This window comes from Rhodobacteraceae bacterium S2214, from assembly GCA_025141675.1.
Lineage (GTDB): Bacteria > Pseudomonadota > Alphaproteobacteria > Rhodobacterales > Rhodobacteraceae > Yoonia.
The window spans coordinates 2090669-2115319 of the sequence record CP081161.1 but is presented as its reverse complement, the minus strand read 5'-3'; the positions used below and the strand labels follow the sequence as shown (position 1 = coordinate 2115319).

The window sequence follows — 24651 nt, the reverse complement described above, 5'->3', positions numbered from 1 at the left end:
CGTGTCTTCCAACTTCGCGCAAAATGTCGCAAAAACGGCTTGGGTACAATGGCAGAGTGACGGAAATCCCTATTGATCGCGATTGATACGACGACGCCACACGACGAACCGCCACAGAAGGCCTAATCGACTGACATGATTACAATTTCGAAAGACAGGCCAGTTGTGATCGCAGGGCCGACGGCGTCAGGTAAGTCCGCCCTTGCGCTACATATCGCCGAGACTCAAGGCGGGGTGATCGTAAATGCTGATGCATTACAGGTATTTGACGGCTGGCGCATTGTAACAGCACGACCAGACGATGCGGATCTCGCGCGTGCCCCACATGCGTTATACGGACATGTCCCGTTCGATGGCAGCTATTCGGTCGGACACTGGCTGCGTGATGTGGCCAAGCTGTTAGACGGTGAACGCCCGATCATTGTGGGGGGCACAGGTCTGTACCTGACGGCATTGACCGAAGGTTTGGCAGATATTCCGCCGACACCAGCCGAGGTACGCGCACAAGCAGATGCCCAAGACTACCGAGAGATGTTGGCCGAACTTGACCCCGAAACAACCGCGCGGATCGACACAAAGAACCCGGTCCGTGTGCAGCGTGCTTGGGAAGTTCTGACGACCACCGGTCGGACTTTGGCAGACTGGCAAGACAATACCCCTGCCCCTTTACTGCCATTGGCAGACGTTACACCTATCGTTTTAGATGCACCGAAAGAATGGCTAACGCCAAGGATCGAACAGCGCTTTGATTTGATGTTGGAAGCGGGTGCGCTTGCCGAAGCAGAGGCGATGTTGGCCACTTGGAATCCCGATCATTTGTCGTCGAAGGCGATCGGCGCACCGGAACTGATAGCGCACCTGAAAGGTACGATGTCGCTCGCCCAAGCACGTGAAGCTGCAATCATTGCGTCACGCCGATACGCAAAGCGTCAAAGAACCTGGTTCCGCGCACGAATGAAGGATTGGTCAACAATACCGATTTCATCCACAGATTTGTCCACAGATTTCACATTTCAAACATGAATTCCCCATTGTTTTAAGGGTTTTTGCTTGGCAGAATTGTACATAGCTGCTGTGGGGACATGCAATGACACTGCCAAGATCACAACCGTCGGTTAAGACGATGCAATCGACTTCGCTTTCCATGACGCCTATTGCGTACAACCAATTGGCTGGCAACTGGCGCACCGAAGCCATGCGGAGTCACGCGTCGCCCCGTCTTTTGTTCATCACCAAAGGACAGGGCCGCATTACGGTCGCCGGCATGACGCACGGCTATGGGCCAAACAACCTGATCTATCTGCCCGCAAATGTGATGTATGGATATGAGGCAGGTCCAACCGTTTTTGGCACCATGCTCACCATTCCAAACGCAATGGCGGGCGAATGGCCTGATGAACCGGTTCATCTGCGGCTCCGCGACGTTCAAGGTCAAAAACAGGCCGCAACGATGTTCGAAGCAATCGAACAAGAACTCACCGCTACGCAACAGACGCATTCCCGCGCCGCACATTACCACTTGGGACTGCTGTCTGTTTTCTTCGAACGTCAAATGGCGCTCACCCAAGTGCGGGCCGTTGATGATCGTACTGAAGGCACAGCTGCGCGACTGGTTGCGGCTTATACGGACCTGATCGAACGAGATTACAAAACGGCACAGGGTGTCGCGGATTTTGCAGCTGCACTGGGCGTAACACCAACCCACCTGACCCGCTGCTGCAATCAAACATGCGGCAGATCGGCACTGGCACTGCTGCGCGACCGGATCACCTATGAGGCTTGCCTGCTTCTGCGCGAAACGGATACGCCTGTCGCTGACATTGCCAAAGACCTTGGTTTTCGATCCGCTGCTTACTTTACGCGCAGCTTCCAGGCCAAAATGGGCCACACACCATCGCATTTCCGTAAGAACGGCGCTGGTAAAGGGTTGCGGCCTGTTTAATCAGCTACCGAAAATGACGCGCACATAGTTCTGGGTTTCATTGTACGGCGGAATGCCGTTGTACCGCTCAACGGCACCCGGCCCTGCATTGTAAGCTGCAAGTGCGAGACGCCAATCACCAAATTTGTCGTATTGCGCCTTCAGGTAGCGTGCGCCGCCTTCAAGATTTTGCGCGGCATCACGTGGATCAACGCCCAAGCCTCGCGCCGTATCTGGCATTAATTGGGCGAGGCCGAGCGCGCCTTTGACCGAAACCGCATTGGCATTCCAGCCGCTTTCCTGCTGAACGAGGCGCAAGAACAAATCTTCAGGAATTTGGTGCCGCTGTGCGGCAGACCGCGCGACATTCAGAAACGGGCCTTTGTACCGGCCGGTGTATGCAGGCGTCTGCGGCTGCGCCGATGGCACAATGGCCCGTGGCGGTTGAAGCCGGATCGAACTGGAATATTGTGACGTTGCGCGACCATCCAATACGGACAACTGGCTTTGCAACAATCCTGAACGGGTGCGGGTCGACACGGTATCAGCCCAAACGACGGATCCCGCAAACATCCCGAAGGTCGCCAAAAACACGGTTACTTTTTTCATAAACAGGCGCCTTACAATGTGTCGCTTGCCGCGAACCTAATAACTTTTCCAGAAATTGCCAATCTCTCGTGTCAACGGACTATTAACTCTGAGCGGAGAAACGTAGATTGCGCCAAATCGAATATGCAGAATCGCTGGGGAGTTTAGACATGGCTGGATCGGTCAACAAAGTTATCTTGATTGGGAATCTGGGCCGCGACCCTGAAGTCCGTTCGTTTCAGAATGGCGGAAAGGTGTGCAACTTGCGCATCGCGACCTCTGAGACTTGGAAAGACAAAAACACAGGCGAACGCCGCGAAAAGACGGAATGGCATTCGGTCGCGATTTTCAACGACGGCCTTGTCCGTATCGCAGAGCAGTACCTGCGCAAGGGTTCCAAAGTGTACATCGAAGGCGCTTTGCAAACACGTAAATGGCAGGACCAGTCCGGTCAGGACAAATATTCGACAGAAGTTGTTCTGCAAGGTTTTGGCGGCGTGCTGACGATGCTTGACGGCCGTGGCGACAGCCAAGGCGGCGGCGGTGGTGGCGGCTACGGTGGTGACAGCGGCGGCTACGGCGGTGGTAGTGGCGGCGGGTATGACAGCGGCCCAAGCGGTGGCGGTCGCGATTCAGGTGGCGGCGGCAGTAGCCGGTCCGACCTGGACGATGAAATCCCGTTCTAAAAAATATCAGGGGTCGGCTTCGCCGGCCCTTTTTTGATGCGGGCAGAATTTTCGCCAGGTCAAATCAGACCCGCCAAGGTAGCAAACGACTCGACTAGCGCATCGCACTCCCAAGCATGACCCATTGCGTGTCGTTGGCACAAAGCCGACACGCGACAAGGTCACGGATTATTCAGAGCTGCTTATTAAAATCAAACCGGTCAGGCCCATACAGGATTGATGCAATGTTTTGCGCAATCGTCTGTGCGGTCGCGCTGACTGGCACCGGATATTTTTGCAGCCAATAGTGACGCACGCGATCGGGAATGCGTGTTGGACCATGCAGCCCAACTTTCCCTGCGGCAGCCCCTTGAGACGCATTATAGATCTGCGCCTTGCCCCCAATATTCTTGATCAAGTTGATACTACAAATCTGTAGGTTCGTGAACGTACGGCAAGTTTCGGGATATCCAATTGGATTGATGACGATGATGGACAGGTTCGTAATTTTGGGCTGTTTGTTGTTCGCGAGATCATCGTCCATGGACTTGAGAAGCGCTGGCAGTTCGACATTGGTGAAAATTTTATCGGGCGATGATTGCAAACCGTACATTTGTACGCTGGTCACGTGGCCGGTCGCACCGCGCCCCAAAGCCGCGGACGCAGCGTCAAAATAGGTCTTGCCGCCCCCCGTATTCCAGTCGCCTCCTAAAACGCCATCCATAAAACGCGTATCTGTTGTCGCTTCAAGCTGGCCAAACATCTTCGTCGGATGTTGTTTGTTCCACGTCGAGATCAGGTACCGAAGCTTGTTGCGGTCCACGCCTGTCCAAAAGACACTGCCGTCGTCTGGCGTCGAATGGTCAAAGTTTTTGACAATCATTCGGATTGTCCGAGCCATTGCAGCAGGATCGGCGGTCACAACACCAACACCTGCCTGCTGCTGCGCCAGCGTTTGGGTTCCTTCGATCGTTCCGCCTGCAAGCCGGTATGCAGAGCGCATTGCAAGCAGTTTGATCTGATCATTACGAGGTATCTGATCCAACATCGATTTAATCTGCTTGTCGGACTGACCGCTCACTTCCTGGCCCTGCTCTTCCAACAGGCGCCGTGCAAACTGGATCAAGTCCGCCTGCATGTTGTTGCTGCCTTTAATCGTATCGTTCATCTCTAATCCCCCGAACTAAATACAAAATGGCTGACAGGTTTCAGAGGACAGGTCACGTAATTTCTGTAAACGCGCACGATACCTTGAACTGAAGACTCGAAAATGAGCTCGTTCAGTCCAACTGTCGAAAAAATCAAGCTATGGAAATTGTTGTGGATGGGGAGTGGCGGACAGACAGGGATTCGAACCCTGGAGACGGTCTCCCGCCTACACACTTTCCAGGCGTGCGCCTTCGACCACTCGGCCACCTGTCCGTTGCGCGGGGTTTATCGCCAAGCGGGGGCGGTTTGCAATACCCTAAGTTCCAAGTTTTTGCACCTTTTTCGAAAGTCTTACCGATGACACGATTAGTGCCTATATTGCGCATGTCGTCGCCACCATCTAAGCCGGACATATGCAGCCCAAACTCGATCCTCAATCTCACAAGCAAGGCACCGTCGATTTGGCGCGGGTCCAATCTGCTGCGTTGATCATTATCGCCTTTGCCGTGGTTCTGTTCTTGTTGGTTCAGGCGCGGTTCATGCTTGTGTCACTGGCGACTGCGATTGTGTTGTTTAGCCTGACCAGCGCCGTGATCGATTTTATTGCACGTCAACGCCTCGGGCCGTTCCGCGTGCCGGATGTTGTCGCGAGTATTGCAGCCCTTGTCTTGATTGCAGCCGCGTTGATGGCGGCATCAGGCTTTATGCTCACCCAGATCAACAACGTCCTGATCACAACAGTCAGTTTTGCGGAACAAGCACCGACGGCCGTCGCGTCATTGTTCGGGTTCATGGGCGAAGGCACCGAAGCTGCGATCCTCAGCGCCTTACAGTCTTTCGACGTTGGCAGTTACGCGCGGACCTTAGCCGGACGCGCCAGTGACGTGACCCAAGCAGCGGTTCTCGTCATCTTGTTTGTCGGATTTCTTTTTGCTGAGCGGATTTGGTTCGACATCAAGCTAGTGAACCTCATCGGCGATCCACAAAGAGCGGCACGTGTCAGCAAGATCATCTCATCGATCATTTGGCGTGTGAACTACTATCTTTTGGTCAAAACGGTTGTCAGTGCTTTGACCGGCCTTATGACATACGCCTTGGCGGTGACCTTCGACATCGAATTGGCTGTTGCGATCGGTTTAATCACATTCATGCTGAATTTCCTGCCCAATGTCGGATCGATCATCGCGACTGCGCTTATAGCGCTCATTGCGCATGTCCAGTTTCATGATCCCGCCACGACAATTGTGATTGTCAGCATTGCGGGCGTCATTCAGTTTATCAACGGGAACATCATAGATCCGATGATGATGGGACGCGCATTGCGGCTGTCATCCTTTGGGATCATCTTGTCACTTGCGTTCTGGGGCGCTGTTTGGGGTATTCCGGGGATGTTCTTGTCTGTCCCTATCATGGTGATGCTCTTGGTGGTCTGCAGCCATGTGCCTGCTCTGCGCCCTATTGCGATTCTGCTATCACGTGAGGGATTGCCGGAGGAAGAAACAGCTTTGTACCGCACCCCAGACCGGCCAAGACAGCCGCATGGTGCTGCCCGCTAGGCCCTCGGCCTAACGTACCAGAACGCGGCTGCGATCAAAAGTTCACCGACCGCAGCTAATAGGACGACCGACGATGCGATCCCACCAAGGAACGCAGAGATACCCGTCAAGGCGACACCCGCAAACGTTATAATCATACAAATACAAACCACGCGCTGCACATCGCGGTCTTGGTTCTGGCTGAGCCCCCATAGTAGTACCGCCAGTCCTAAGAACAGCGGACTGGCCCTTCGGCCCATGAAACTGCCACCCACATCAGCGGCGACGCCATAGTTTGCGGTGTAACTGCCCGGAACTGCGACAAGAATAACGAACAATAATACGCCAACCAAGGCCGTAATCCGACAGGCCATCTGAAACGTCATTCGCCTTCGACCCCATAAAACGTCACATCCTCAACGAAGTACTGATAGCTATCAGCGTTGATCAACGCATCTTGGGGCGCATCAATCGCCATTTCAGTACAGACTTCGCGCGAATAGCAGATATCATCGGTTCCGGCGACGACTGTGAAGTGCGTGATTTCGTGGATAAGGGTCCCTGCCCGCGTTCCATTCCCCGCAGCCGCGCTTTCGTCGTCGAGTTCTTTCATCGTTTGCATCTGGAAAAAGCTCGGGCACAGCTTCACTTCGTAGTGTTCGTCAGGATCGACGAAGGCATAGGTGTCCTGATCACAAAGGCCGATACCGTGATTGACACAGACTGCACTTACTTGACCGGTCCGGACTGCTGACACGACCGCTTTGAGGTTCCGCCGAACTAAATCGCCGTTGCGCGGACTAAACTTGCCAAACCACCTTGTGTAAACCGGCGTTGGACCAACCGCGGTCGCTGCCGTGAGGACTAGCCGTTTCGACCGATCCAGTGCTGCAATGATGATCCCACGTTCCGCCTTTGTGCAGCCCTCGAATGTTTGGGCGGCGGCGGGTGTCGCGGCAAATACAGTGATAGCAGCACCAAGAAAGATCGCTGACCGGATCACGTGTCGAGGTGCAAATAGACCCGGCGGTTCTGTTTGCCCTTCTTTTCGATTTTGCCAAGCCGCACGCGTCCAATTTCCGATGTTCGCGATACATGTGTACCGCCGCAAGGTTGCAGATCAGCCGTATCATCACCAACGCCAATCCGCACCAACCGCACACGTCCAGTCCCGCGCGGTGGTTTCACACGAAGCGTTTTCACGAGCCCGGGGTTGGCATCCATTTCGGCGTCCGTGATCCATTCTTCGTTCACGGCGAAATCACAGTCGATCAACATATTGAGTGTCTTTTCGATCTCTTCGCGATCTTCTGGCGCTTCTGGCATATCAAAGTCCAAACGCCCTTTGTCCGGCGAAATGGACCCGCCTGTCACGGGCAAGGGAATGACAACCGACAGCAGATGAAGTGCCGTGTGCACCCGCATATGTTTGTAACGGCGATCCCACGCGATTTCCTGTCTGACCAACGTGCCCTCTGGTGGCAAAGCGGACGGTTCAGCTGGCACAAGTACGATTTGACCATCGGACCCTTTGACGGTCGTTGCAATTTCAATCGCGTTTTCGTCTTCGGCAAGCCCCCAACGGACAACACCGCTATCACCGGGTTGGCCACCTGAAGTCGGGTAAAACAAGGACGCATCCAGGACAATGCCGCCTTCATCCGTGATTTGGGTCACACGCGTCGCGGCTTCGCGGCGATAAGCGTCTTCAAGGTACAACGGCGTCGTCGTCATGTGATATCCCCAGCATCCGGATCAGACATATCAACATCTGGATGCGGTTCTTGTGCGAATTTCGGTGTTTCGGTCATATCTTTACTGTCATCGGCTTGTTTCCCGCTATCAGCTTGGCGCAAAACTTCCGGATTGCGCAACCAAATGTCACGTTGGGCGAACGGAATTTCGATGTTTTCAGCGGCAAAACGGCGCGAGATTTCAAAATTCAATTCGGATCGTACGGAAACCACAAAATTGACGTCCCGCAAAATCGCTCTGATTTCGAACTCCAACGCATCAGCACCAAAGTTCACAAACATAATCGCCGGTGGCGGCGTCATGATCACCATCGGGTGCGCCTCTGCGATATCTTTCAGGATAGCTGCGACCTTATCAACATCCGTTCCGTAGGCCACACCGATAGGTAGGATCAGACGTCCCGCAAGGTTTCCACGTGTCCAATTGATAACCTGATTGCTGATCAGGTCAGCGTTCGGAACGATCACGTCGGATCGGTCAAAGGTCTCAATGCGGGTGGATCGTACCGAAATATTACGCACATACCCCATACGGTCGCCGACCTCGATCCAGTCTCCTTGGCTTACGGGACGTTCGATCAAAAGGATGATCCCCGAGACAAAGTTCGACACGATCGTTTGCAAACCAAAACCGATACCAACGGACAATGCACCCGCCACAATCGCAAGGTTCGACAAATCAATCCCCGCGCTGGTGATTGCGATGACCGCGGCAAGGAAAATCCCAACGTATCCGAAACCCGCCACAATCGCGTCTTGCGCGCCTAAATCCAGCGACGTGCGCGGCAAAACCGACGACCGCAATGACGTCTTGATGAAGCCCGTCAGAAGGTACCCGACGCTGAAGATCAGCACGAACGTCAAGAAATCGGATGGAGAAATACTGGTTTCGCCGATGGAAAAACCGGCCGTGAACCGAGACCAGAACGATAGCAAATCAGACCGTTCGGCACCCCAAATCAACGCAAAGATCGGCAGTGAAACGATGAACAGCACAAATCCAACAACCACGGGAACAAGCGCCTTTTTGCGTCCTTCCTCGATGCCGTACAAAAGGTCGTAGACCCTGTAGCACAGTGACTGCAAGTAAATGATCACCCCGATAAGCCCTAGCGAAATACAGGTCGGGAACAACACAGCCCTTGCTGCGGCATCGTAACCGAATAGGCCCAGAACGGGCGCTGCGATGGCTACCAATTGCACCACACGCCCCACAACAGACCGCGTCCGCCCGACGCTGATGTCTTCGCCAGCAGCCTCGTCAGGGGCATGGCGCAGCAACGTCGAAAACCGGAACAGGACAATGGCCACGACCAGAATGAATGGGAAATAAAGCACCGATATCGCGTCTGGGCTATCTGATCCGGACGACACGAACGCAGAATACGGCCACCAAAGCCCTACGAGCCATGCCAGAATGATAGCCGTGCGGCGGGTCTTGATCCGAACCCCTGCTGGTTGGTTCAAGGGACCGTACTTGTCGCCCATTGGAAAGAATTGCTTACCCAGCCAGGACGCCAAAATGATGGTGCTACCTGTTAACGGCAATTCGCGCAGGACCGTTTCACCCTGCACACCGAACACATCTAAAGTCGTTAATCCGTACGTCAGTAGAACAAGCCCAAACAGCGGGATCAATGCTTGCAGCACCGTACCAAAGAAATCCGACACCAAATGCCCCGCGCCGTCGGCAGTGGACGACGTGCGATTATCCATGAATTTTTGCGTACGTCGGAAAAGCAGAAATGAACCGCCAATCGTAATCAACGCCCAAAGTGATCGCCCTAAATTCGTGCTGTTCCATTGGCGGTTAACCACACCAGCAGTGATTTCGTTGCCAATGGCTTTGACGCCATCAAACAGATGCAACGCTGCATCAGGCCAATAGACTGGGTTTAAGGGCGATACACTGCGCACCATCAACGCCGCCGTTTGACGTGCACGCAGTTGGGATTCGACTTCGCTCATCATCCCGTCTGCGCGTGCATGTGCTTCAGCGGCAAGCAATCCGGGTGCTGCGAGTTCATCACGAAAAGCAATCAACTCCGACCGGCGTGCCGTCACAGCCGGTGCTTCGGTTTCATCCTCGGCAGGTACTGTGCCCAATGCCGCGATCTGACTTTCAACAGTCGCGAGACGCGCTGCGTTTTCTTCCTTGGCGTCAGCGAACACGTCGCGCCAAGTCGTCAGTTCCGTGCGGACACGATCCAAACCAAACGCAGACGTGTTGTTCCGCAGCAGTATACCTTCAGTACGCGTGGCGACCTTTGACCAAGATTCGATGTCAATCCCTAACAGGTCACCAATCGTCTGATGACCGGCGTCCGCAATCGATGTCTCGGTATCATCTACCGTTTGGCCGAACGAAACAGAGCCAATCCAAACGCATAGAATAAAGGCTACAATTGCCCAAATCAGCCGCCTGTCTGACTGTTTTGGTGGTGTGCTCATACGTCTTCAAACACCGACGGGATATCTGCGGGAGCGCGTTCAAGCCAAGATGGTACAGGCAGGCCTTTTTCTTTCAAGAACGCCGGGTTGTAGAGCTTGGATTGATACCGCGTTCCATAATCACACAGGATCGTCACGATCGTATGTCCCGGCCCCATGTCCCGCGCCATGCGCATTGCGCCAGCGACGTTTACACCGGATGATCCACCAAGACACAGGCCTTCGTTTTCCATAATGTCAAAGACAACAGGCAGCGCCTCAGCATCGTGAATATTGTAGTTGAAATCGGGTTTCAGACCTTCGAGGTTCTTAGTGATCCGCACCTGACCGATGCCTTCATTGATGGACGACCCGTCGGTCATCGTCAGTTCACCCTTGGTGTAGTAATTATAAAGCGCTGCACCATCCGGATCGGCCAAGCCGATCTTCACGCCCTTCGGCTGCAAAGCCGCGGCAACACCAGCCAGCGTCCCACCGGAACCTACCGCACAGATAAAACCATCTACCTTGCCGTCCGTTTGATCCCAAATCTCGGGACCTGTGGTTTCAATGTGGGCTTGGCGATTGGCCACGTTGTCAAATTGGTTCGCCCAAATGACGCCTTCGTTCGTCGTCCGCTCCAACGCCTTGGCCAGACGTTCAGAATAACGCACAAAATTGTTCGGATTGCGGTACGGCGCTGCTGGCACCTGAACAAGTTCCGCGCCGGCCAGCCGCAACATGTCTTTCTTTTCCTCGGATTGCGTTTCCGGGATCACGATAACCGTCTTGAATCCCATCGATGCACCAACCAAAGCCAGCCCAATTCCGGTATTGCCTGCCGTGCCTTCAACAATCGTCCCGCCTGGCTTTAAAAGCCCTTTGGCAACGGCGTCTTGGATGATGAACAAAGCCGCGCGATCCTTGACGGATTGACCAGGGTTCATGAACTCTGCCTTACCAAGAATGGTGCAACCAGTTGCCTCTGACGCGCCACGCAATTTGATCAGTGGCGTGTTGCCTACGGCGGCGGCAAGATCGGACTTAATGGGCGCGAATGAGGACATGAAAAGAGCTTTCGTTTGTGTTGTCCCTAAGTAGGCTTGTCGGGGCGCAAACTCAAGCGGTGCCGCGCAATCGACTGCGATTCTGCGCAAGCCATAAAAGCATGGAAACAATGGCGGCATTTTCGGCTTCTCCGGTCTCGATTAACGCAAACGCAGCATCGAATGGGATCACATGCAGCCGCAGATCTTCAGCCTCGGTTGCCAAGCCGCCGGTATAGGTCGTGGGTTCAGGCAAATCACACAGACCCAGATAGCAATAAAAGTAATCCGTGGAACTGCCGGTAGACGGATAATAGGAGAACATTTTCTGCAGTGCGACGCCCTGCAGACCCGCCTCTTCTTCGCTTTCGCGTTGCGCGGCTTCTTCCGGTGTCTCGCCTGCGTCGATCATCCCCGCGATGGGTTCAAGCGCCCATGGGTTTGTAGACCCGCGCAGCATCGGTCCCATCCGGATTTGTTCGACCAGCAGGACGTGATCGGTCACCAAATCGTAAGGCAGCACAAGTGCAGCATCCGTCCCAATGAAAACTTCGCGTGGCAATGGACCAGCGGTGTCGTCCTGAAAAGTACGATGGGTCACATTCAACTGCGCCAGTCGGAAGAAATCACCAGACAGCGGACCGCTGTGTTCCACAGCAAAATCAGAAGGTTGTGCCGCAGACCTCACCCTTGCCGGAATGTCTTGATCTTGCGCCCGCAAGCGTACCGATGCCCGCAATGCGATCATGTTCCACTGCCTACGCAACGCATCACCAGCCAAGGGCGGATCGTAGCTGCCAATCTCGACTGCCATTTCGCGGCTTAACGCACCTGATTGATCCTGCCAGCGTTCCAACGACCAATCACGATCCGAGATATCGACCGACGGTCCGGGAAGATAGACCTGCGCCTCAACGCTCAGACCTTCTACATTGATCGCCGCCGGTATGGGGTTGTAATCAAACGGCAATTCGTAGGCGTCTAGTTTCGCAACCTCCTGCGCTGTGAGATCATCCAACAAGAGACCGGAAATGACCGCGCCAGATTGAGCAACGATCGCAGGCAGCGGCGCCGACTTTTGTTCGCGCAAAATATATCCGGACAGCGTCGCCGCTTTTGCCGATACATCGCGCCCCAGCAAACGGCGCCGCAGTGTCGCATCTAGCAGCGTTCCATAGATGAAGACGCTCACGTTAGGACCAACGTGCGGCGACGAATTCGACGATCAAACCAGAGACGACCGAGCCGACAAGCATCAATACCCCAAGATCCATATGTGCGAACTGAACAGCATAATCCCCGATCAATTCAAAAATCCCGACGACCGCTTCGACTGGCCCATCATAAGCGTTGCGCATTGATTTTTGAATCATGTCGGCGAATGAAACGAAGAAGAAGACCCAAAACAGCAATGCCACGCCGGCCGTGATACCGTTCCCGATCCCTGCCCCGGTGCCATTCCCTGCGCGCGTTCCCGCAACAACCCAGCCAACAATCAGCCCGATGCCTCCGTTTAATGGAAACCAGTAACTAGGTTGTCTGGCCTCCGCGAAATACGTTGTGGCTGCGTAAGCGAATGCAAGACCAAGTGCGCCAAAGCAAATGGCGGCAATTAGGCGGGCGGCGGTTGGCATATCATAGCTCCCTCTGCGCACCCTGCCATGTTTGTCGCGGTCTTAGGCCGCCTTGGTCAGGGTAATCTGCGTCACGTCACAGTTTCCGCTATCAAAGGTCGCAGCACAAGAGGTCAGATAAAAGTTCCACATCCGCCGGAACCGGTCATCAAAGCCCATCGCGGCGACCTGATCCCACTTTGCGTTAAAATCATCGTACCATCGGCGGAGCGTAATCGAATAGCTGTCTCCAAATTCGATCGACTGTTTCACGCCTAAACCGTGTTTTGTGGCAACGTCGCGCAAGATCTTCGGACTTGGCAGCATGCCGCCCGGAAAGATGTATTTCTGGATGAAGTCTGGGCGGCTGCGGTAAATCTCCCAACGCCTGTCGGCGACTGTGATGATTTGCAGCGTCGCGTTTTTACCGGGCTTCAACCGTTCACGCACAGTATCAAAGTACACGGGCCAGTATTGTTCGCCGACAGCTTCGAACATCTCGATGCTCGCAATACCGTCGTAAGTACCTTTTTCATCGCGGTAGTCTTGCAATTTAAACGTCACTTGATCAGAAAGACCCGCCTTTTCAATACGATCCACAGCGTACTTAAACTGTTCTTCACTGATCGTCAGACAGGTCACCTTCAATCCGCGTTCCTTCGCAGCGTATTCGGCGAAACCGCCCCAACCGCAGCCAATTTCAAGAACATGATCGCCAGGTTGGACATCCATTTCGTCAACCATGGATTTGTATTTTTCGGTCTGCGCCGCTTCCATGCTTTCCTGACCCGTAAGAAATTTCGCTGACGAATAGGTCATGGTGTCGTCCAACCATAGCCTGTAAAAATCGTTACCGAGATCATAATGGTAGGAGATGTTTTTGCGGGCCTGGGATTTTGAGTTCCGCTGCATCCAGAACCGCATCCGTTCGTATGCGCGCACAAAGAACTGACCAGGGAAACCATCGTAGATATCTTCCGCGTCGTCGTCGTGGATCAAATCCATGAAAGCCATCAGATCAGGTGTGGACCACCAGCCTTCCATGTAAGCTTCGCAGAATCCCATATCACCTTCGCGGATCGTCCGCGCAAAGGTATCGGGATTATGAATGGTGACCTCGGCAACGTGCCCCGGTTCTTCGCCTTCGATCCGAAAAACCCGACCGTCCGGCAATGTAATATCCACACGACCCCGCTTCATTTTTCCCATCACATCAAAGATGGACGCAAAGTAGCGCGGTAAGTCTTTTTGGCCTTGGGTCGTCGTCAGGATCATCGTGCAGGGTCCGTTTCTTGTCATGATGCGCGAGGCTGTCCCCGACGCTGTTGAAAAGATTAGTGTTTTGTTAACAAGAGTCACGCACGTCGAAGAAATTAGTTTCAGCGCTGGTTAATCATATCAGACCCAGCAGCTCTCAAACGTTGATTGCAACTAAAATTGATGCTTCACTACCGCATAGGCTTAGTTGAAAAATCTTAGTCCCCTTTGCCGAGCAATCCATTTCTGAGTTCAAACAAGGCCATTTTCATGACAATCAAATTACACGACTTCCTGAAAGCGACACCTTACACGCAGAAAAATATAGCCGGTTTTTTGGACGGCGATGTGTTCCACTATTGGGAATCCTCAAACCCGCGTCTTCCAGCTTACATCAACTGTAGCCAATCATGCCCGATGACTGTTCGGAAGATCTACACAAACTACACCAATTCAAAAACGTCTTGGGTGCGGTTTGGATCGCCTAGCGTCAAAGGATTGACGTCATTGCAATCTGAAACTGGGGATGGCGCAAAATTAGTGACACTTGAAAAACATGATCCACGTATCTGGCCGTTGAGTATGCGTGCCAACGGTGGCAGCGCCCCTTTCCCTGAGGGTGGATTACATGCAGCCGCTGTTGAAGTAGCATCCCGTGATCCCGACACTTACGTGCGAGGCGGTGCCAAGGACGGGTCGCACAAGACCGGTGTTACACGATCCTTGCGTTATTATATGCTGGCTGCTTACGGCCTGCTTGATAAAAGTTCAGGGGACGCGTTTGCGGGCCTTGGAAACTACGTGGCGACATTGCTGGTCGGCGACACGGGCACCATCTTGGCTGCTGGCATCAACACAGGCTCTTACCGTCACGCCGAAGTAAGCATGTTGATCTCATACTTCCGGCAAAACCCCACGGCCCAGCAACTACCAGCAAAGTCTGTTGTCTTTTCAACACTTACGCCGTGCGAACAATGCACGGCCTATCTCAAGGAAGCACGCGCACCCGATACGCAAATCTATTTTGGACAATTCGACAGCGGCAAATTCGGCAAAGCAGGTGCCGAGATCTCAAAACGGTTGGCGGATCAGATGGATGGCCCCAAGGCGATATTGGACAAGGCCATCGATGAAGCTGCGGGAGGTGTGGCGTCCGATGCTGGTGCCGGTGCTGTATACAAGACGGTTATCGCAAATGGGTTAACGAGCTGTATGGGTAGTGGTTCAATTGCTTGTCAAATCTCGGATTCAGAAGAAGCCCGTAGGATCCTGAAAGGTGCAAGCGCTGCGCTTATGGAAAAGGCGACCAGAGTTCGTTCCGACATCGCTGAAGAACAGGCAAAGCGCGCAGCACTCACTTATCTGACAACTTGGTTAAGCCGCGCGTCGCAATCCTACCTTTAGAAATCCCGCGACTGATAGGCATCTAATGCACGCTTGCGTCCCACATCTGGGGCAACGATGGCGTCGGGATATGGATCATCTGCGGACATGTTCCAGTGCTTAGGGATCGCGTCGAAGTAGGACAAAGCGGTGTCAGACGGATCAGATTGTCCCTCAGCAATCCAGCGTTTCGGGTAACGGTGCTCCTTATCGAACTTATCCAACTGGGACACCGGATTGAACACGCGGAAATAAGGTGTGGCGTCCGGCCCCGAACCCGCTGACCACTGCCAGCCCATTGCATTTGACGCAGGATCCCAATCAATCAAACAATCGGCGAACCAATCACGTCCGATTTTCCAATGACACATCAGATGTTTCGTTAGGTAAGACGCCACGATCATGCGACCACGGTTATGCATCGTCCCAGTCACATACATTTCCCGCATCGCTGCATCGACAAACGGTATTCCTGTGCGACCCTGCTTCCATGCCTTCACTTCTGCACGCCGTTCATCCGTATTCCACGGGAATGCGTCCCAATCTTCTTTCCAATTGTCCGTCTCGATACGGGGCGTATGATGGGTCAGGTGGTAAGCAAATTCGCGCCAGACGAGTTCTTTCAAGAAAATCTCTGCATCGGATTTTCCATCGTGTAACGCCTGCCATCCTGCATGCCAGCAAACAAGCGGGGAAATCTCGCCATAGGTCAGATTTTCAGACAGCCCTGATGTTCCTTTGACTGCGGGCAGATCGCGGTTCTTTTGATAAGTCTCGACACGCTCCGCAATAAAGGTGTCCAAACGGTCCCGCGCGGCTGTTTCACCAACCGTGCAATGTGGAAGCAACACGTCGTATGCACGTTTCATGTCGCCCCCCATGTCCCAGTCATCAAGCGCATCGGACTTTGGCCAATTGTCAGGCTGGGCGAGCTTCGATGGTCGGGCCAACGGAGTATCGAGTTCACGTCCCCGCACGGTTTTCCACATGGGCGTGAAAACCTTGTAGAAGCCGCCGGTCTTGGTTTCCACGGTCCACGGCTCAAACAGCAAATGCCCCGGAAAGCTTTGTACGGTGTGTCCATCCGCGTTCAGCGCGGCTTTCACATCCGTGTCGCGCGCTTTGGCTGCAACATCATATAGACGTGACCAAAAGATCGTGTCCGCGCCAGTTTCCTCAATGACGTCCTGCAAGACAGTCAGAGCATCCCCGCGCCGCAAGATCAATTTGCTTCCAATCCCTTCAAGATCATGAGCCAGAGCTTTGACTGAAAGCCCCAGCCGCATGCGTGGGGCCGCTCCCTGTTCTTCGGTCACCTGATCGTAAATGAAAAGCGGGATGACCGGCCGTCCCGTTTTGCAGGCATCCGTCAATGCGGGGTGATCGCCTAGACGTAAATCGCGGCGGAACCAAACAATAATCGGGCAAGTATCGGTCACAGCAGTTGTCCTTCTTTTAGTCAGACATAGCCCTACGTCACAGACGTCAACAACCGTTCGTAGGCAATTCGCCCAATTCTGCAAAATCAGCCAACATCACAACGGGCCAAAACGAAAAAGGGCCCCGACGTTACCGCCGAGGCCCTCTTCATTCAATCGAATTTGCTTATTCAGCGGGCATCGCATCCGGAATGTCGTCAGACAATGTCGGAATGCCTGCAGCTTCGCGACGGCCATCGTTGTAGATCGCCTTGATCAGCGCGATACACATCAACACCATCACGATCGAGAACGGTAAGGCCCCGATCACCATCGCTGTTTGGATGGCTCCTGTCCCGCCAGAGATCAGCAAGCCCCCCACAACAAGCGCAAGCGCGGCCCCCCAGAACAGGATGTGTGGGCGTGCCTTTGGACCTTCGTCACCAGCTGCGTTGATCGTATTTACGATCAACACTGCGGAGTCAGCGGACGTCACCAAGAATGTCATCAACAAGACCACAATCATAACGGCCATGGCCCACGACAGAACCTGACTGATTGGTTCAAGCATATACGCAGTCATCGCGAAGATTTTGTCGCCATTCGCCGCGCCCAAGATCACGCCATCCGCGCCGCCATTTAGTTCTAGGTCAATGGCAGTACCACCGGCCCAAGCGAACCAAACAAAGCACATCAGGGATGGAACGATCATCGCGCCCAACACGAATTCGCGGATTGTGCGGCCACGCGAAATACGCGCAAGGAACAAACCTACGAACGGCGCAAAAGCAATCCACCATGCCCAGTAGAACACAGGCCACCAGCCCTGCCACTGCGCCAGTTTGAATGCTTCGGATCCTTCAACGCCGTCAGATGCGTAAACATTAATGCTAAGCCATGGCAACGCAACGAGATAGTCAAAGATCCCCACAAAGAACGCGGTCGCACCAAAGAACGTCGCACCAAACAGGATGAAAAAGCCGAGCAGAACGATCGATAAAACCATATTGATGTTCGACAGCCATTTGATCCCTTTACCAACACCAGACAATGCAGACAGCGTCGACGCGCCCATGATCACCAGCAAAGCAACGACGATACCCAGTGATGTCGCAGAACCATCTTCTAGCGCTAGTCCGCTGATTCCAATGCGCGACAGACCCGCCACGAATTGCTCCACGCCGAACCCAAGTGTCTGCGCCACGCCCAAAATGGTGGCAACAACAGCGACGATATCAATGATATGCCCCAACACACCGGACAAGGATTTCCCGAACAATGGTGTTAGTGACGACCGGATCGTCAGCGGCAAGCCGCGTCTGTAGCTAAAGAAGGCAAGTGCGAGACCCGCAATTGCATAGCACGCCCATGCACCCAGTCCCCAGTGCAGGAATGACCACACATATGCGGTCCGCACGTTGTCTGCTTCAAGTGCAGTTGTGACGCCTTGAATAACAGACGGGTTGTTTTGGAAATGCGCGACAGGCTCTGCGACCGCCCATGTCAACATCCCCACACCGATACCGGCACCAAACATCATCGAGAACCACGAGAAATTCGAGAACTCCGGTTTTTCACCGTCTTGGCCCAAATTCAGCCGGCCAGCGGTCGGCCACAGCGCAAGGCCAAGGCAGACGACGACAAACAACGTCACTGTCCAAATGTACCACGCAGCGAAATTGCGCAGGATCACCTGGTTCCAAGCCCCAAGCACTTCGCCAGCCCATTCAGGCCAGACGATCGCCCAAACGACGAGCACGCTGATGATGATCTTCGAAATAATCGTAACGTTTACGCTAAAGCCCCGATAAAAACCGCTGTCTGCGGTATTAATCGGGAGATCCGATAATGGTGGTTTAAGCGCCATAGTAGTTCCCCTGTTCCCTGTTCTTTTGTGTCGATCAGTATGTGGGTAAAACGCAGGCCAGATAACCCCAATTTGCGTCATTCTGTCGCATATGAGAGACCGAAACGACAGTTTGTTAAGCAAATTTAGCCCGAACGGCGTCGTAAGTCCTTTCAACTGCGAATTGAGCCGAAATTCACATCAAAGGTGTAATGCTTCGACTCGGTACAATCATCGCAATAAAAACGGGCTCACGCGTGCAAACGCGTAAGCCCGGATTTTTAGTTGTGACTGGTCGCGTTTAGCCGTTCACGTCAACGACGACACGCCCTTTGACCTGACCTTTCAAAATGTCGCGCCCCAACGCGGGCAGGTCAGACAAAGTGGCTGGCTGAACCATGGCTTCTAGCTTATCCATCGGCAGGTCTTTTGCGATCCGTTCCCAAGCCCGTACGCGGTTGTCATAGGGTTGCATCACACTGTCGATCCCCAAGAGGTTTACGCCGCGCAACAGAAATGGAATGACAGTTGCTGGAAGACCCGCCCCACCCGCAAGACCGACAGCACTGACCGACGCGCCGTATTTCATTTGGCCAAGAACACGCGCGAGCATTTCACCGCCAACTGCATCGACGCAACCTGCCCATGTTTCAGCTTCAAGTGGGCGTTTAGTCGTTTCGTTCAGGTCTTCACGTGGGACAATCTGGGTGGCGCCCAGTGATGTTAGATAATCAGCCGTTTCGGGGCGCCCGGTTACTGCTGCAACGTCATGGCCGAGCTTTGCCAGAATTGCGGTCGCAACTGATCCAACACCACCGGCAGCACCGGTCACCAGTACAGGTCCATCCTTGATGCCATGATCTTCAAGCGCCATGACAGCCAACATCGCTGTGAAACCAGCAGTCCCCACGGCCATTGCCTGACGTGTGTCCAATCCCGCAGGCAGCGGGACCAACCAGTCCGCCTTCACACGCGCCTTTTGGGAATAGCCACCCCAGTGCGCTTCACCCACGCGCCAGCCAGTCAGGACAACTTTATCGCCTGCCTTGTAGCGTGGATCATCGGATGCCTCGACCGTACCTGCAAAATCGATCCCAGGAATGTGTGGATAGTTCCGTACAAGACCACCACCCGGCCCAATGCAAAGCCCGTCTTTGTAATTCACGGTCGAATACTCAACGGCGACGGTCACTTCACCTGCAGGCAAATCATCCAAACCCAACTGCTTGACCGCAGCGGATGTTTTTCCTTCATCGTTTTTGTCGACGACTAACGCGTTAAACATCTTCTCTTCCTTTCAATCTGGGCAAACCGCCCACATTCTTTTGGTCATAAATATCTCCGCCGGAGGCTCCCCCGACAGCCAAACGCGCTAAATCCAGAAATTTTCGCGTACTATTGCATCAAGCGGCCCATCAGGTGTTTGAACTTGCAGCACCGTCTCAGGGTCCCAATGCGTCATTTTCACCATCCCGATACCAACACCGGTGCCAAAATCAGGGCTGTTAGCCGCAGACGTCATGCGCCCGACCTGCTTTCCATTGGCCAAGATCGGCCAGACGCGGTCACATGCAGGGACTTTACCCGCGATCTCAATCGGGCGGAGCTGCTGTGTCGGGCCTTCCTTCGCCACCCGCAGCAGGGCATCACGCCCAACGCACCCGATGGCTGTTTGCGTCGAACAAAACCGCCCCAGCCCGCATTCATGTGGTGTATTTTCGCGGTTCATGTCGTTCCCGTAGGACAACAGACCACCTTCAATCCGTTCGATCAGATTGGGGCACCCTGCCCGCACATCCAGATCGGCACCGGCTTCCATCAGCGTATTCCACAACGGCATCCCTAGCGCTGACCCTTCGACGTAAATCTCGTAACCACCTTGTTTGGAATAGCCAGAGCGGGCCACGACAAGGCTTTGCCCTTGGAAATCGAACCACCCAAAACGGAAGAATTTGACGTTTCTGACCGCTTCACCAAAGACGCGCGCCATCAAATCTTCGGCTTGCGGACCTTGAACGGCTAAGGGCGACACATCCGGTTCATCAACCAGAACGTCCAAGCGGTAACCGTATGCGAGCCCCTTCACCCAGAACAACAAATCGCTGTCTGCAATCGATATCCACCAGCGATCCTCGGATAGCTTCAAAGCCACGGGATCGTTCAGCATACCGCCCGTTTCATCAACGATCGGCACGTAATAGCATTGCCCCGCTGTCATTCCACGCAGATCACGTGGCGTCAGCATCTGCATCAAGCGTGCTGCATCCGGACCGCGCAATTCTACTTGGCGTTCGACAGAGACATCCCAAATCTGTACATGGTTTTTTAGATGGTGGTAGTCATCTTCCACACTCTCAAACACCGTCGGCAGCAACATATGATTGTAAATCGTATAGGCTTTGACGCCTGCCGCTTCGACACCATCGCTAAAAGGTGTGCGGCGCAGGCGCCGAGATTGAGAGATCATCGCCATTTCGTCAGGTCTCCGGCATGAAAACAAGATCAGTTGGCTGTGGATTTGCGCCCGCAGCGGTGAGCATCGCGTGAATTTGACCGCGATGGTGAGTTTGATGGTTAAAGAAATGCGTGATGCACATCGCCCGCGGGCGGCTGACCTCGGCTTGGATTGAACCCGAAAACCACGTCACATCGCCCGTCAGGTCCACGCTTTTCAGACTTTCGGCCCATAACTGAATGCGCCCGTCCATGCGAAACCGCTGTGTGGCCCATTCGGCTGGCGTTGGCGTCAGGTTTTCGCTGCCTTCAATCACGTTCTCAGGACTTTCACCGCCATCGAAACGAGACATCCAGGTCATGTCGCCCCAGAGCAAATGGTTCAACGTACCAAAAATAGAGCCAAAGAAAGCACCGCGATCCTGCCGCAGTATATCTTCGTCCATCTCCGCGACAACCTTGCGCAATCCGTCGTTTTGCCACGCGTTGTAGCGCGCCATTGTACGGCAGAACTCTGGCGTGATCACGGACGTGGACCTTTCCAATCGATCGGACAGATCTCTGCAGATTTCCCACCAAAGTCCCAAACACGACCGTAGTCACGGACACGGGACTTGGTGCCTTGAGCAGCAATAATTTCGGAACCCATCCAGTATTTCGAATTGGTGACCATCACCGGTTCTTCTTTGTTTTTGCCGGTGATCATTTCGATTTCGCCTTGGATTTTACGTCCAATGTAGATGCCGCGTTTGGTCCCATCGCGCACGATTTCGACCTTTTCACGTTCGGCCCCGATGATGTCAGACACCAACATCGTGAACAGGCCTGTCGTGCCGCCAGCTTGGCCGGAGAAAATCTTGAGCAACCCGTTGTAGGCCTTTTGCGTTGCACGTTCGTCAACATAGGCCGCAACGCGCCAGCCGCCTTCGGCCATGCGTCCCGGAATATCAACAAGCAGACCAATATTCAGACCCGCAAGATCTTCGCCCTCGAAATGCCCTTCATCAATCGCAATCGCCATCCATGCATGGCAATGCCCTTCAGTTGGCGGATGCGCACCAAGCGACACAACGCAAGGACAGAAGGTCGTGCAAGAGCAGTTCAAGAACAATTCACCCTTAATCGCCCAGTCCGTCGGGGACATTTTACGTCTGCCGGGATTTGGCATCCGCTGGTCAATCCGTTGGGAAATCGCAATCTGATCCGCTGGAAGTCTCGTCTTTTCCGCCATGTCCATCCCTTTCCTAAAGTACGGCGAGCAACAGGCCCGCACCAATCAAGACCACACCCGCCGGTTTCGTCAGCCGGTGCCCGATCTGCGGTAGTTTTTCAAAAATCATAAAGAGCGTCGCCAGCCCCATCCAAAGCAGGCTCATCACGCCACCCACAAACCCCAAGGCCATAAAGCCCCAACAGCAGCCAACGCAGAACGCGCCCAAGCCAAGGCCCATCCGCAGCCCGCCACCAAATCCAGTTTTCCAATGTCCAAGAAAATAGGTCATCGGGCTGTGGCAAACACCGTGGCAAATCTCTTTCGCGCGGGTGAATTGGAACGCTCCGACAACGATCAATAAACCGGCCGCGAACCAACCGGTTGTCGAAATGCCAAGGCTGTCCACGACATTCCACTGGATCAGAAGGACCTGCACGATGCTGATGAGCGCCGCAAAACCGACCCAAGTGATGAAATAACCGATTAGAACACCGATCCACCCTGCCCGTGTGCCATCCGCGCTTTTCATCAAGGCTTCGTAGTTGCGCAATGTTGGCACCATCGTTGGCAACATCATCGCTGCCATCATGATCGCCCACATCGGGAACAAGGCACCGAAGCTGGTCATCGGCATCATATTCATGCCCACAGGCCGCCCGATCACATCCACGCCAGACATCCGCGCCATTATGAACATGAATGCCCACGCGCCTAGAATGGCCGCAAAGAACAGCACCCACAGGATCGACCGCAATGGAAATTGAACGGGTGAAGTTGTCACGTCTTACGCCTCCCAACGCAAACACTTGCCAAATCATATGTCAGACGTTTAATTGTCTGACAAATGAAAATTGATCCAGATAGCAAAATTGATCTCTCTGCCCAGATCGCAAAAGCAATCCGCGACGGGATTATCGCAGGTAGCTTACCTGTCGACGAACGCCTGCCGTCCGAAGCGGAACTAGCTGATCAGTTTGATGTGTCGCGGCCGACAGTTCGTGAAGCATTGAAACGATTGGCCGCGCAAAGCCTAATCCGAACGCAACGCGGCGCCACGGGTGGCGCTTTTGTTAACCGGCTGCGGTTCGAAGACGCCTACGGACAGCACGTGACCACGTCGACGCTACTATTGTCGATGAACTCGGTCAGTTTTCAAACCGCCTGCGAAGCCCGCTATGCGCTTGAACGAGCCTGTGCGCCCTTATCGGCGCAGCGCAGGACCGCAGATCATTTGGCCACTATGCGCGCAGAGACACACCGCCAAGCCCAACCGGGTCTCAGTGATGAAGCGTTCTGCGCATCTGACGTCGCCTTTCATCGTGCGTTGGTTGATGCTGCCGGTAATCCGGTTCTATCGTACCAACTGGCCGGTGCCGTTGAAGCCATGCAGCCGCTAATGAACATGATCACATTCACGGCCCGCAACCGCGAAACCATTGTCCAGATCCATACCGACATCGCAGATGCCGTCGCTGCGAACGACGCAGCGGCCGCAGATGCACTGCTTTGTAAACTGGCCGAATATACGGAAACCCTTGCGCAAAGCGTGTTCGCGAAACGTGATGCGCAGAAAGCTGGCACCGCGCCGCAGAGTTGACTTTGTCCGGAACGCGGCCATGTCTTGTGGCACGCAATAAGGACAGATCACATGGACATTCTTAATATTATCTTCGCCATCGCCAGCATCGGCCTCGGTGCATTTGGCTGGCTTGCGCCGCGTTACACTATGGATGTGCTGAACCTGTCCGGCCACACCGATACAATGGGCATGTCTGAAGTCCGCGCGAGTGCTGGCTGTTTGTTCATCGGAATGGGGCTTGGCGCGCTGCTGATCGGTAGCCCCGCCGCATATCTTATGCTGGGCTGCTGTTGGACAGGTGCTGCAGTTGGCCGCCTGACATCGCTATTACGCGATGGGCAAACATCCAAGAAATGGGGATACTTCGCCGTTGAAGCCGCCGTCGGCGTTCCAGCCATTCTGATCAATCTGTAGGGTGTAAGTGCAGGTTTCTGTTGCCAGGTACCTGCGAACCCCGCCCTAAGACGCTAATCCTAGGGAGTTAAGTTTCGATAGTTAGGACTGCTTACGCAGCCATCGCCATCGGAGCACGATTGTCATTTGCAATTGTACAGTTTGTACCGATATCGGTGGTAACTCACCGAGATAAAGACACGCCCGTTCACAGTCCGTCGATCCTAATTCAGCCCCATAGTCCTTCAAATGAAAGGATTTTTGGTGGAGCTGCGGGGAGTCGCACCCCGGTCCGGCCCAGCTAATAACACGCTCGTTTATATCCATAGTCCCCGAAGAGACATCTTAGATATGGGGCTTTGATCCACCAAGCGCAAGATCAACAGGCGGAATTACTGTATCATTTT

The 24651-nt window shown here is 54.0% G+C and carries 24 protein-coding genes, 1 tRNA gene and 1 other RNA gene; 7 read left to right on the top strand and 19 right to left on the bottom strand.

The annotated features are described in order from the left end of the window. Positions 1 to 135 precede the first annotated feature (135 nt). Both miaA and K3729_10575 read left to right on the top strand, forming a co-directional pair. Positions 136 to 1023 (top strand): tRNA (adenosine(37)-N6)-dimethylallyltransferase MiaA, encoded by an 888-nt coding sequence (gene miaA, locus K3729_10580; GenBank protein UWQ97923.1) that lies wholly within the window; start codon positions 136 to 138, stop codon positions 1021 to 1023. A 64-nt stretch (positions 1024 to 1087) separates the two neighbouring features. Then, positions 1088 to 1942 carry an AraC family transcriptional regulator gene (locus tag K3729_10575; protein UWQ97922.1) on the top strand — a complete coding sequence of 285 codons (855 nt, stop codon included), beginning with the start codon at positions 1088 to 1090 and terminating at the stop codon, positions 1940 to 1942. Here the strand turns inward: K3729_10575 and K3729_10570 are convergent, their stop codons facing one another. Beyond that, the gene (locus K3729_10570; protein ID UWQ97921.1) at positions 1943 to 2530 is read right to left on the bottom strand and encodes a lytic transglycosylase domain-containing protein; all 588 of its coding nucleotides are present in this window, start codon (positions 2528 to 2530) and stop codon (positions 1943 to 1945) included. It abuts the gene before it with no gap. A gap of 149 nt (positions 2531 to 2679) precedes the next feature. Between K3729_10570 and K3729_10565 the strand changes: the two genes are divergently transcribed. Then, positions 2680 to 3195, top strand: coding sequence for a single-stranded DNA-binding protein (locus K3729_10565; GenBank protein ID UWQ97920.1), 516 nt, complete (start codon positions 2680 to 2682; stop codon positions 3193 to 3195). Positions 3196 to 3367: 172 nt separating this feature from the next. Here the strand turns inward: K3729_10565 and K3729_10560 are convergent, their stop codons facing one another. Beyond that, on the bottom strand, positions 3368 to 4342 hold the full coding sequence (locus K3729_10560; GenBank protein UWQ97919.1) for a hypothetical protein: 975 nt from the start codon (positions 4340 to 4342) through the stop codon (positions 3368 to 3370). 164 nt (positions 4343 to 4506) lie between these two features. Beyond that, positions 4507 to 4596: transfer RNA gene (locus K3729_10555), tRNA-Ser, on the bottom strand. Positions 4597 to 4736: 140 nt separating this feature from the next. On the opposite strand from K3729_10555, the gene K3729_10550 reads away from it, so the two are divergent. Next, a complete protein-coding gene (locus K3729_10550) occupies positions 4737 to 5879 on the top strand; it encodes an AI-2E family transporter (protein UWQ97918.1) in 1143 nt (380 codons plus the stop codon). Here K3729_10550 and K3729_10545 read toward each other — a convergent pair. The 8 genes from K3729_10545 to K3729_10510 are packed head-to-tail and all read right to left on the bottom strand — an operon-like array spanning position 5876 to position 13976. Next, positions 5876 to 6244 (bottom strand): hypothetical protein, encoded by a 369-nt coding sequence (locus K3729_10545; protein UWQ97917.1) that lies wholly within the window; start codon positions 6242 to 6244, stop codon positions 5876 to 5878. The two genes, K3729_10550 and K3729_10545, sit on opposite strands and share 4 nt — an antisense overlap. Further along, complete coding sequence (locus tag K3729_10540) at positions 6241 to 6861, bottom strand: protease (protein ID UWQ97916.1); 621 nt, start codon at positions 6859 to 6861, stop codon at positions 6241 to 6243. The genes K3729_10545 and K3729_10540 overlap by 4 nt, the downstream gene beginning before the upstream one ends. Continuing rightward, the gene (locus K3729_10535; GenBank protein UWQ97915.1) at positions 6858 to 7592 is read right to left on the bottom strand and encodes an alanyl-tRNA editing protein; all 735 of its coding nucleotides are present in this window, start codon (positions 7590 to 7592) and stop codon (positions 6858 to 6860) included. Before K3729_10535 ends, K3729_10540 begins: the two co-directional genes overlap by 4 nt. Further along, positions 7589 to 10063 carry a DUF3772 domain-containing protein gene (locus K3729_10530; GenBank protein ID UWQ97914.1) on the bottom strand — a complete coding sequence of 825 codons (2475 nt, stop codon included), beginning with the start codon at positions 10061 to 10063 and terminating at the stop codon, positions 7589 to 7591. Before K3729_10530 ends, K3729_10535 begins: the two co-directional genes overlap by 4 nt. After that, positions 10060 to 11109, bottom strand: coding sequence for a cysteine synthase A (locus tag K3729_10525; GenBank protein UWQ97913.1), 1050 nt, complete (start codon positions 11107 to 11109; stop codon positions 10060 to 10062). Before K3729_10525 ends, K3729_10530 begins: the two co-directional genes overlap by 4 nt. Before the next feature lie 52 nt (positions 11110 to 11161). Further along, positions 11162 to 12280 carry a gamma-glutamylcyclotransferase gene (locus K3729_10520; protein UWQ97912.1) on the bottom strand — a complete coding sequence of 373 codons (1119 nt, stop codon included), beginning with the start codon at positions 12278 to 12280 and terminating at the stop codon, positions 11162 to 11164. A 1-nt stretch (position 12281) separates the two neighbouring features. Further along, a complete protein-coding gene (locus K3729_10515) occupies positions 12282 to 12722 on the bottom strand; it encodes a TrgA family protein (protein ID UWQ97911.1) in 441 nt (146 codons plus the stop codon). Between the two features lie 42 nt (positions 12723 to 12764). Then, positions 12765 to 13976 carry a cyclopropane-fatty-acyl-phospholipid synthase family protein gene (locus K3729_10510; GenBank protein UWQ97910.1) on the bottom strand — a complete coding sequence of 404 codons (1212 nt, stop codon included), beginning with the start codon at positions 13974 to 13976 and terminating at the stop codon, positions 12765 to 12767. A 252-nt stretch (positions 13977 to 14228) separates the two neighbouring features. On the opposite strand from K3729_10510, the gene K3729_10505 reads away from it, so the two are divergent. Further along, the gene (locus tag K3729_10505) at positions 14229 to 15362 is read left to right on the top strand and encodes a hypothetical protein (GenBank protein ID UWQ97909.1); all 1134 of its coding nucleotides are present in this window, start codon (positions 14229 to 14231) and stop codon (positions 15360 to 15362) included. Here the strand turns inward: K3729_10505 and K3729_10500 are convergent. From K3729_10500 to K3729_10470, 7 genes are all read right to left on the bottom strand, one after another. Then, entirely contained in the window at positions 15359 to 16780 is a 1422-nt protein-coding gene (locus K3729_10500; protein UWQ97908.1) for a DNA photolyase family protein, read from the bottom strand. The two genes, K3729_10505 and K3729_10500, sit on opposite strands and share 4 nt — an antisense overlap. A 166-nt stretch (positions 16781 to 16946) precedes the next feature. Further along, positions 16947 to 18626: a BCCT family transporter gene (locus tag K3729_10495; protein ID UWQ97907.1), complete on the bottom strand. Its 1680-nt coding sequence runs from the start codon at positions 18624 to 18626 to the stop codon at positions 16947 to 16949. Positions 18627 to 18906: 280 nt separating this feature from the next. Next, entirely contained in the window at positions 18907 to 19890 is a 984-nt protein-coding gene (acuI, locus tag K3729_10490; protein UWQ97906.1) for an acryloyl-CoA reductase, read from the bottom strand. An 87-nt stretch (positions 19891 to 19977) separates the two neighbouring features. Next, on the bottom strand, positions 19978 to 21078 hold the full coding sequence (locus K3729_10485; GenBank protein ID UWQ97905.1) for a dimethylsulfoniopropionate demethylase: 1101 nt from the start codon (positions 21076 to 21078) through the stop codon (positions 19978 to 19980). A 4-nt stretch (positions 21079 to 21082) separates the two neighbouring features. Further along, a complete protein-coding gene (locus K3729_10480; GenBank protein UWR01015.1) occupies positions 21083 to 21559 on the bottom strand; it encodes a DinB family protein in 477 nt (158 codons plus the stop codon). Positions 21560 to 21582: 23 nt separating this feature from the next. Continuing rightward, the gene (locus K3729_10475) at positions 21583 to 22290 is read right to left on the bottom strand and encodes a DUF1326 domain-containing protein (GenBank protein UWQ97904.1); all 708 of its coding nucleotides are present in this window, start codon (positions 22288 to 22290) and stop codon (positions 21583 to 21585) included. 13 nt (positions 22291 to 22303) lie between these two features. Beyond that, entirely contained in the window at positions 22304 to 22969 is a 666-nt protein-coding gene (locus K3729_10470) for a DUF2182 domain-containing protein (GenBank protein UWR01014.1), read from the bottom strand. 147 nt (positions 22970 to 23116) lie between these two features. On the opposite strand from K3729_10470, the gene K3729_10465 reads away from it, so the two are divergent. Next, positions 23117 to 23869 (top strand): GntR family transcriptional regulator, encoded by a 753-nt coding sequence (locus K3729_10465; GenBank protein ID UWQ97903.1) that lies wholly within the window; start codon positions 23117 to 23119, stop codon positions 23867 to 23869. Between the two features lie 51 nt (positions 23870 to 23920). Beyond that, positions 23921 to 24265 (top strand): DUF4345 family protein, encoded by a 345-nt coding sequence (locus tag K3729_10460; GenBank protein ID UWQ97902.1) that lies wholly within the window; start codon positions 23921 to 23923, stop codon positions 24263 to 24265. 6 nt (positions 24266 to 24271) lie between these two features. Here the strand turns inward: K3729_10460 and ssrA are convergent. Then, positions 24272 to 24625: a transfer-messenger RNA gene (gene ssrA, locus K3729_10455) on the bottom strand. Between the last annotated feature and the right edge of the window lie 26 nt (positions 24626 to 24651).

Excerpts from the sequence above, each read along its gene's own strand:
- K3729_10475 (UWQ97904.1), bottom strand. The coding sequence starts at position 22,290 with ATGGCGGAAAAGACGAGACTTCCAGCGGATCAGATTGCGATTTCCCAA.
- K3729_10465 (UWQ97903.1), top strand. The coding sequence starts at position 23,117 with ATGAAAATTGATCCAGATAGCAAAATTGATCTCTCTGCCCAGATCGCA.
- K3729_10495 (UWQ97907.1), bottom strand. The coding sequence starts at position 18,626 with ATGGCGCTTAAACCACCATTATCGGATCTCCCGATTAATACCGCAGAC.
- K3729_10470 (UWR01014.1), bottom strand. The coding sequence starts at position 22,969 with ATGTTCATAATGGCGCGGATGTCTGGCGTGGATGTGATCGGGCGGCCT.
- acuI (UWQ97906.1), bottom strand. The coding sequence starts at position 19,890 with ATGTTTAACGCGTTAGTCGTCGACAAAAACGATGAAGGAAAAACATCC.
- K3729_10550 (UWQ97918.1), top strand. The coding sequence starts at position 4,737 with ATGCAGCCCAAACTCGATCCTCAATCTCACAAGCAAGGCACCGTCGAT.
- miaA (UWQ97923.1), top strand. The coding sequence starts at position 136 with ATGATTACAATTTCGAAAGACAGGCCAGTTGTGATCGCAGGGCCGACG.
- K3729_10575 (UWQ97922.1), top strand. The coding sequence starts at position 1,088 with ATGACACTGCCAAGATCACAACCGTCGGTTAAGACGATGCAATCGACT.
- K3729_10460 (UWQ97902.1), top strand. The coding sequence starts at position 23,921 with ATGGACATTCTTAATATTATCTTCGCCATCGCCAGCATCGGCCTCGGT.
- K3729_10480 (UWR01015.1), bottom strand. The coding sequence starts at position 21,559 with ATGGCGCGCTACAACGCGTGGCAAAACGACGGATTGCGCAAGGTTGTC.
- K3729_10525 (UWQ97913.1), bottom strand. The coding sequence starts at position 11,109 with ATGTCCTCATTCGCGCCCATTAAGTCCGATCTTGCCGCCGCCGTAGGC.
- K3729_10485 (UWQ97905.1), bottom strand. The coding sequence starts at position 21,078 with ATGGCGATGATCTCTCAATCTCGGCGCCTGCGCCGCACACCTTTTAGC.
- K3729_10535 (UWQ97915.1), bottom strand. The coding sequence starts at position 7,592 with ATGACGACGACGCCGTTGTACCTTGAAGACGCTTATCGCCGCGAAGCC.
- K3729_10505 (UWQ97909.1), top strand. The coding sequence starts at position 14,229 with ATGACAATCAAATTACACGACTTCCTGAAAGCGACACCTTACACGCAG.
- K3729_10565 (UWQ97920.1), top strand. The coding sequence starts at position 2,680 with ATGGCTGGATCGGTCAACAAAGTTATCTTGATTGGGAATCTGGGCCGC.
- K3729_10545 (UWQ97917.1), bottom strand. The coding sequence starts at position 6,244 with ATGACGTTTCAGATGGCCTGTCGGATTACGGCCTTGGTTGGCGTATTA.
- K3729_10560 (UWQ97919.1), bottom strand. The coding sequence starts at position 4,342 with ATGAACGATACGATTAAAGGCAGCAACAACATGCAGGCGGACTTGATC.
- K3729_10570 (UWQ97921.1), bottom strand. The coding sequence starts at position 2,530 with ATGAAAAAAGTAACCGTGTTTTTGGCGACCTTCGGGATGTTTGCGGGA.
- K3729_10510 (UWQ97910.1), bottom strand. The coding sequence starts at position 13,976 with ATGATCCTGACGACGACCCAAGGCCAAAAAGACTTACCGCGCTACTTT.
- K3729_10515 (UWQ97911.1), bottom strand. The coding sequence starts at position 12,722 with ATGCCAACCGCCGCCCGCCTAATTGCCGCCATTTGCTTTGGCGCACTT.
- K3729_10530 (UWQ97914.1), bottom strand. The coding sequence starts at position 10,063 with ATGAGCACACCACCAAAACAGTCAGACAGGCGGCTGATTTGGGCAATT.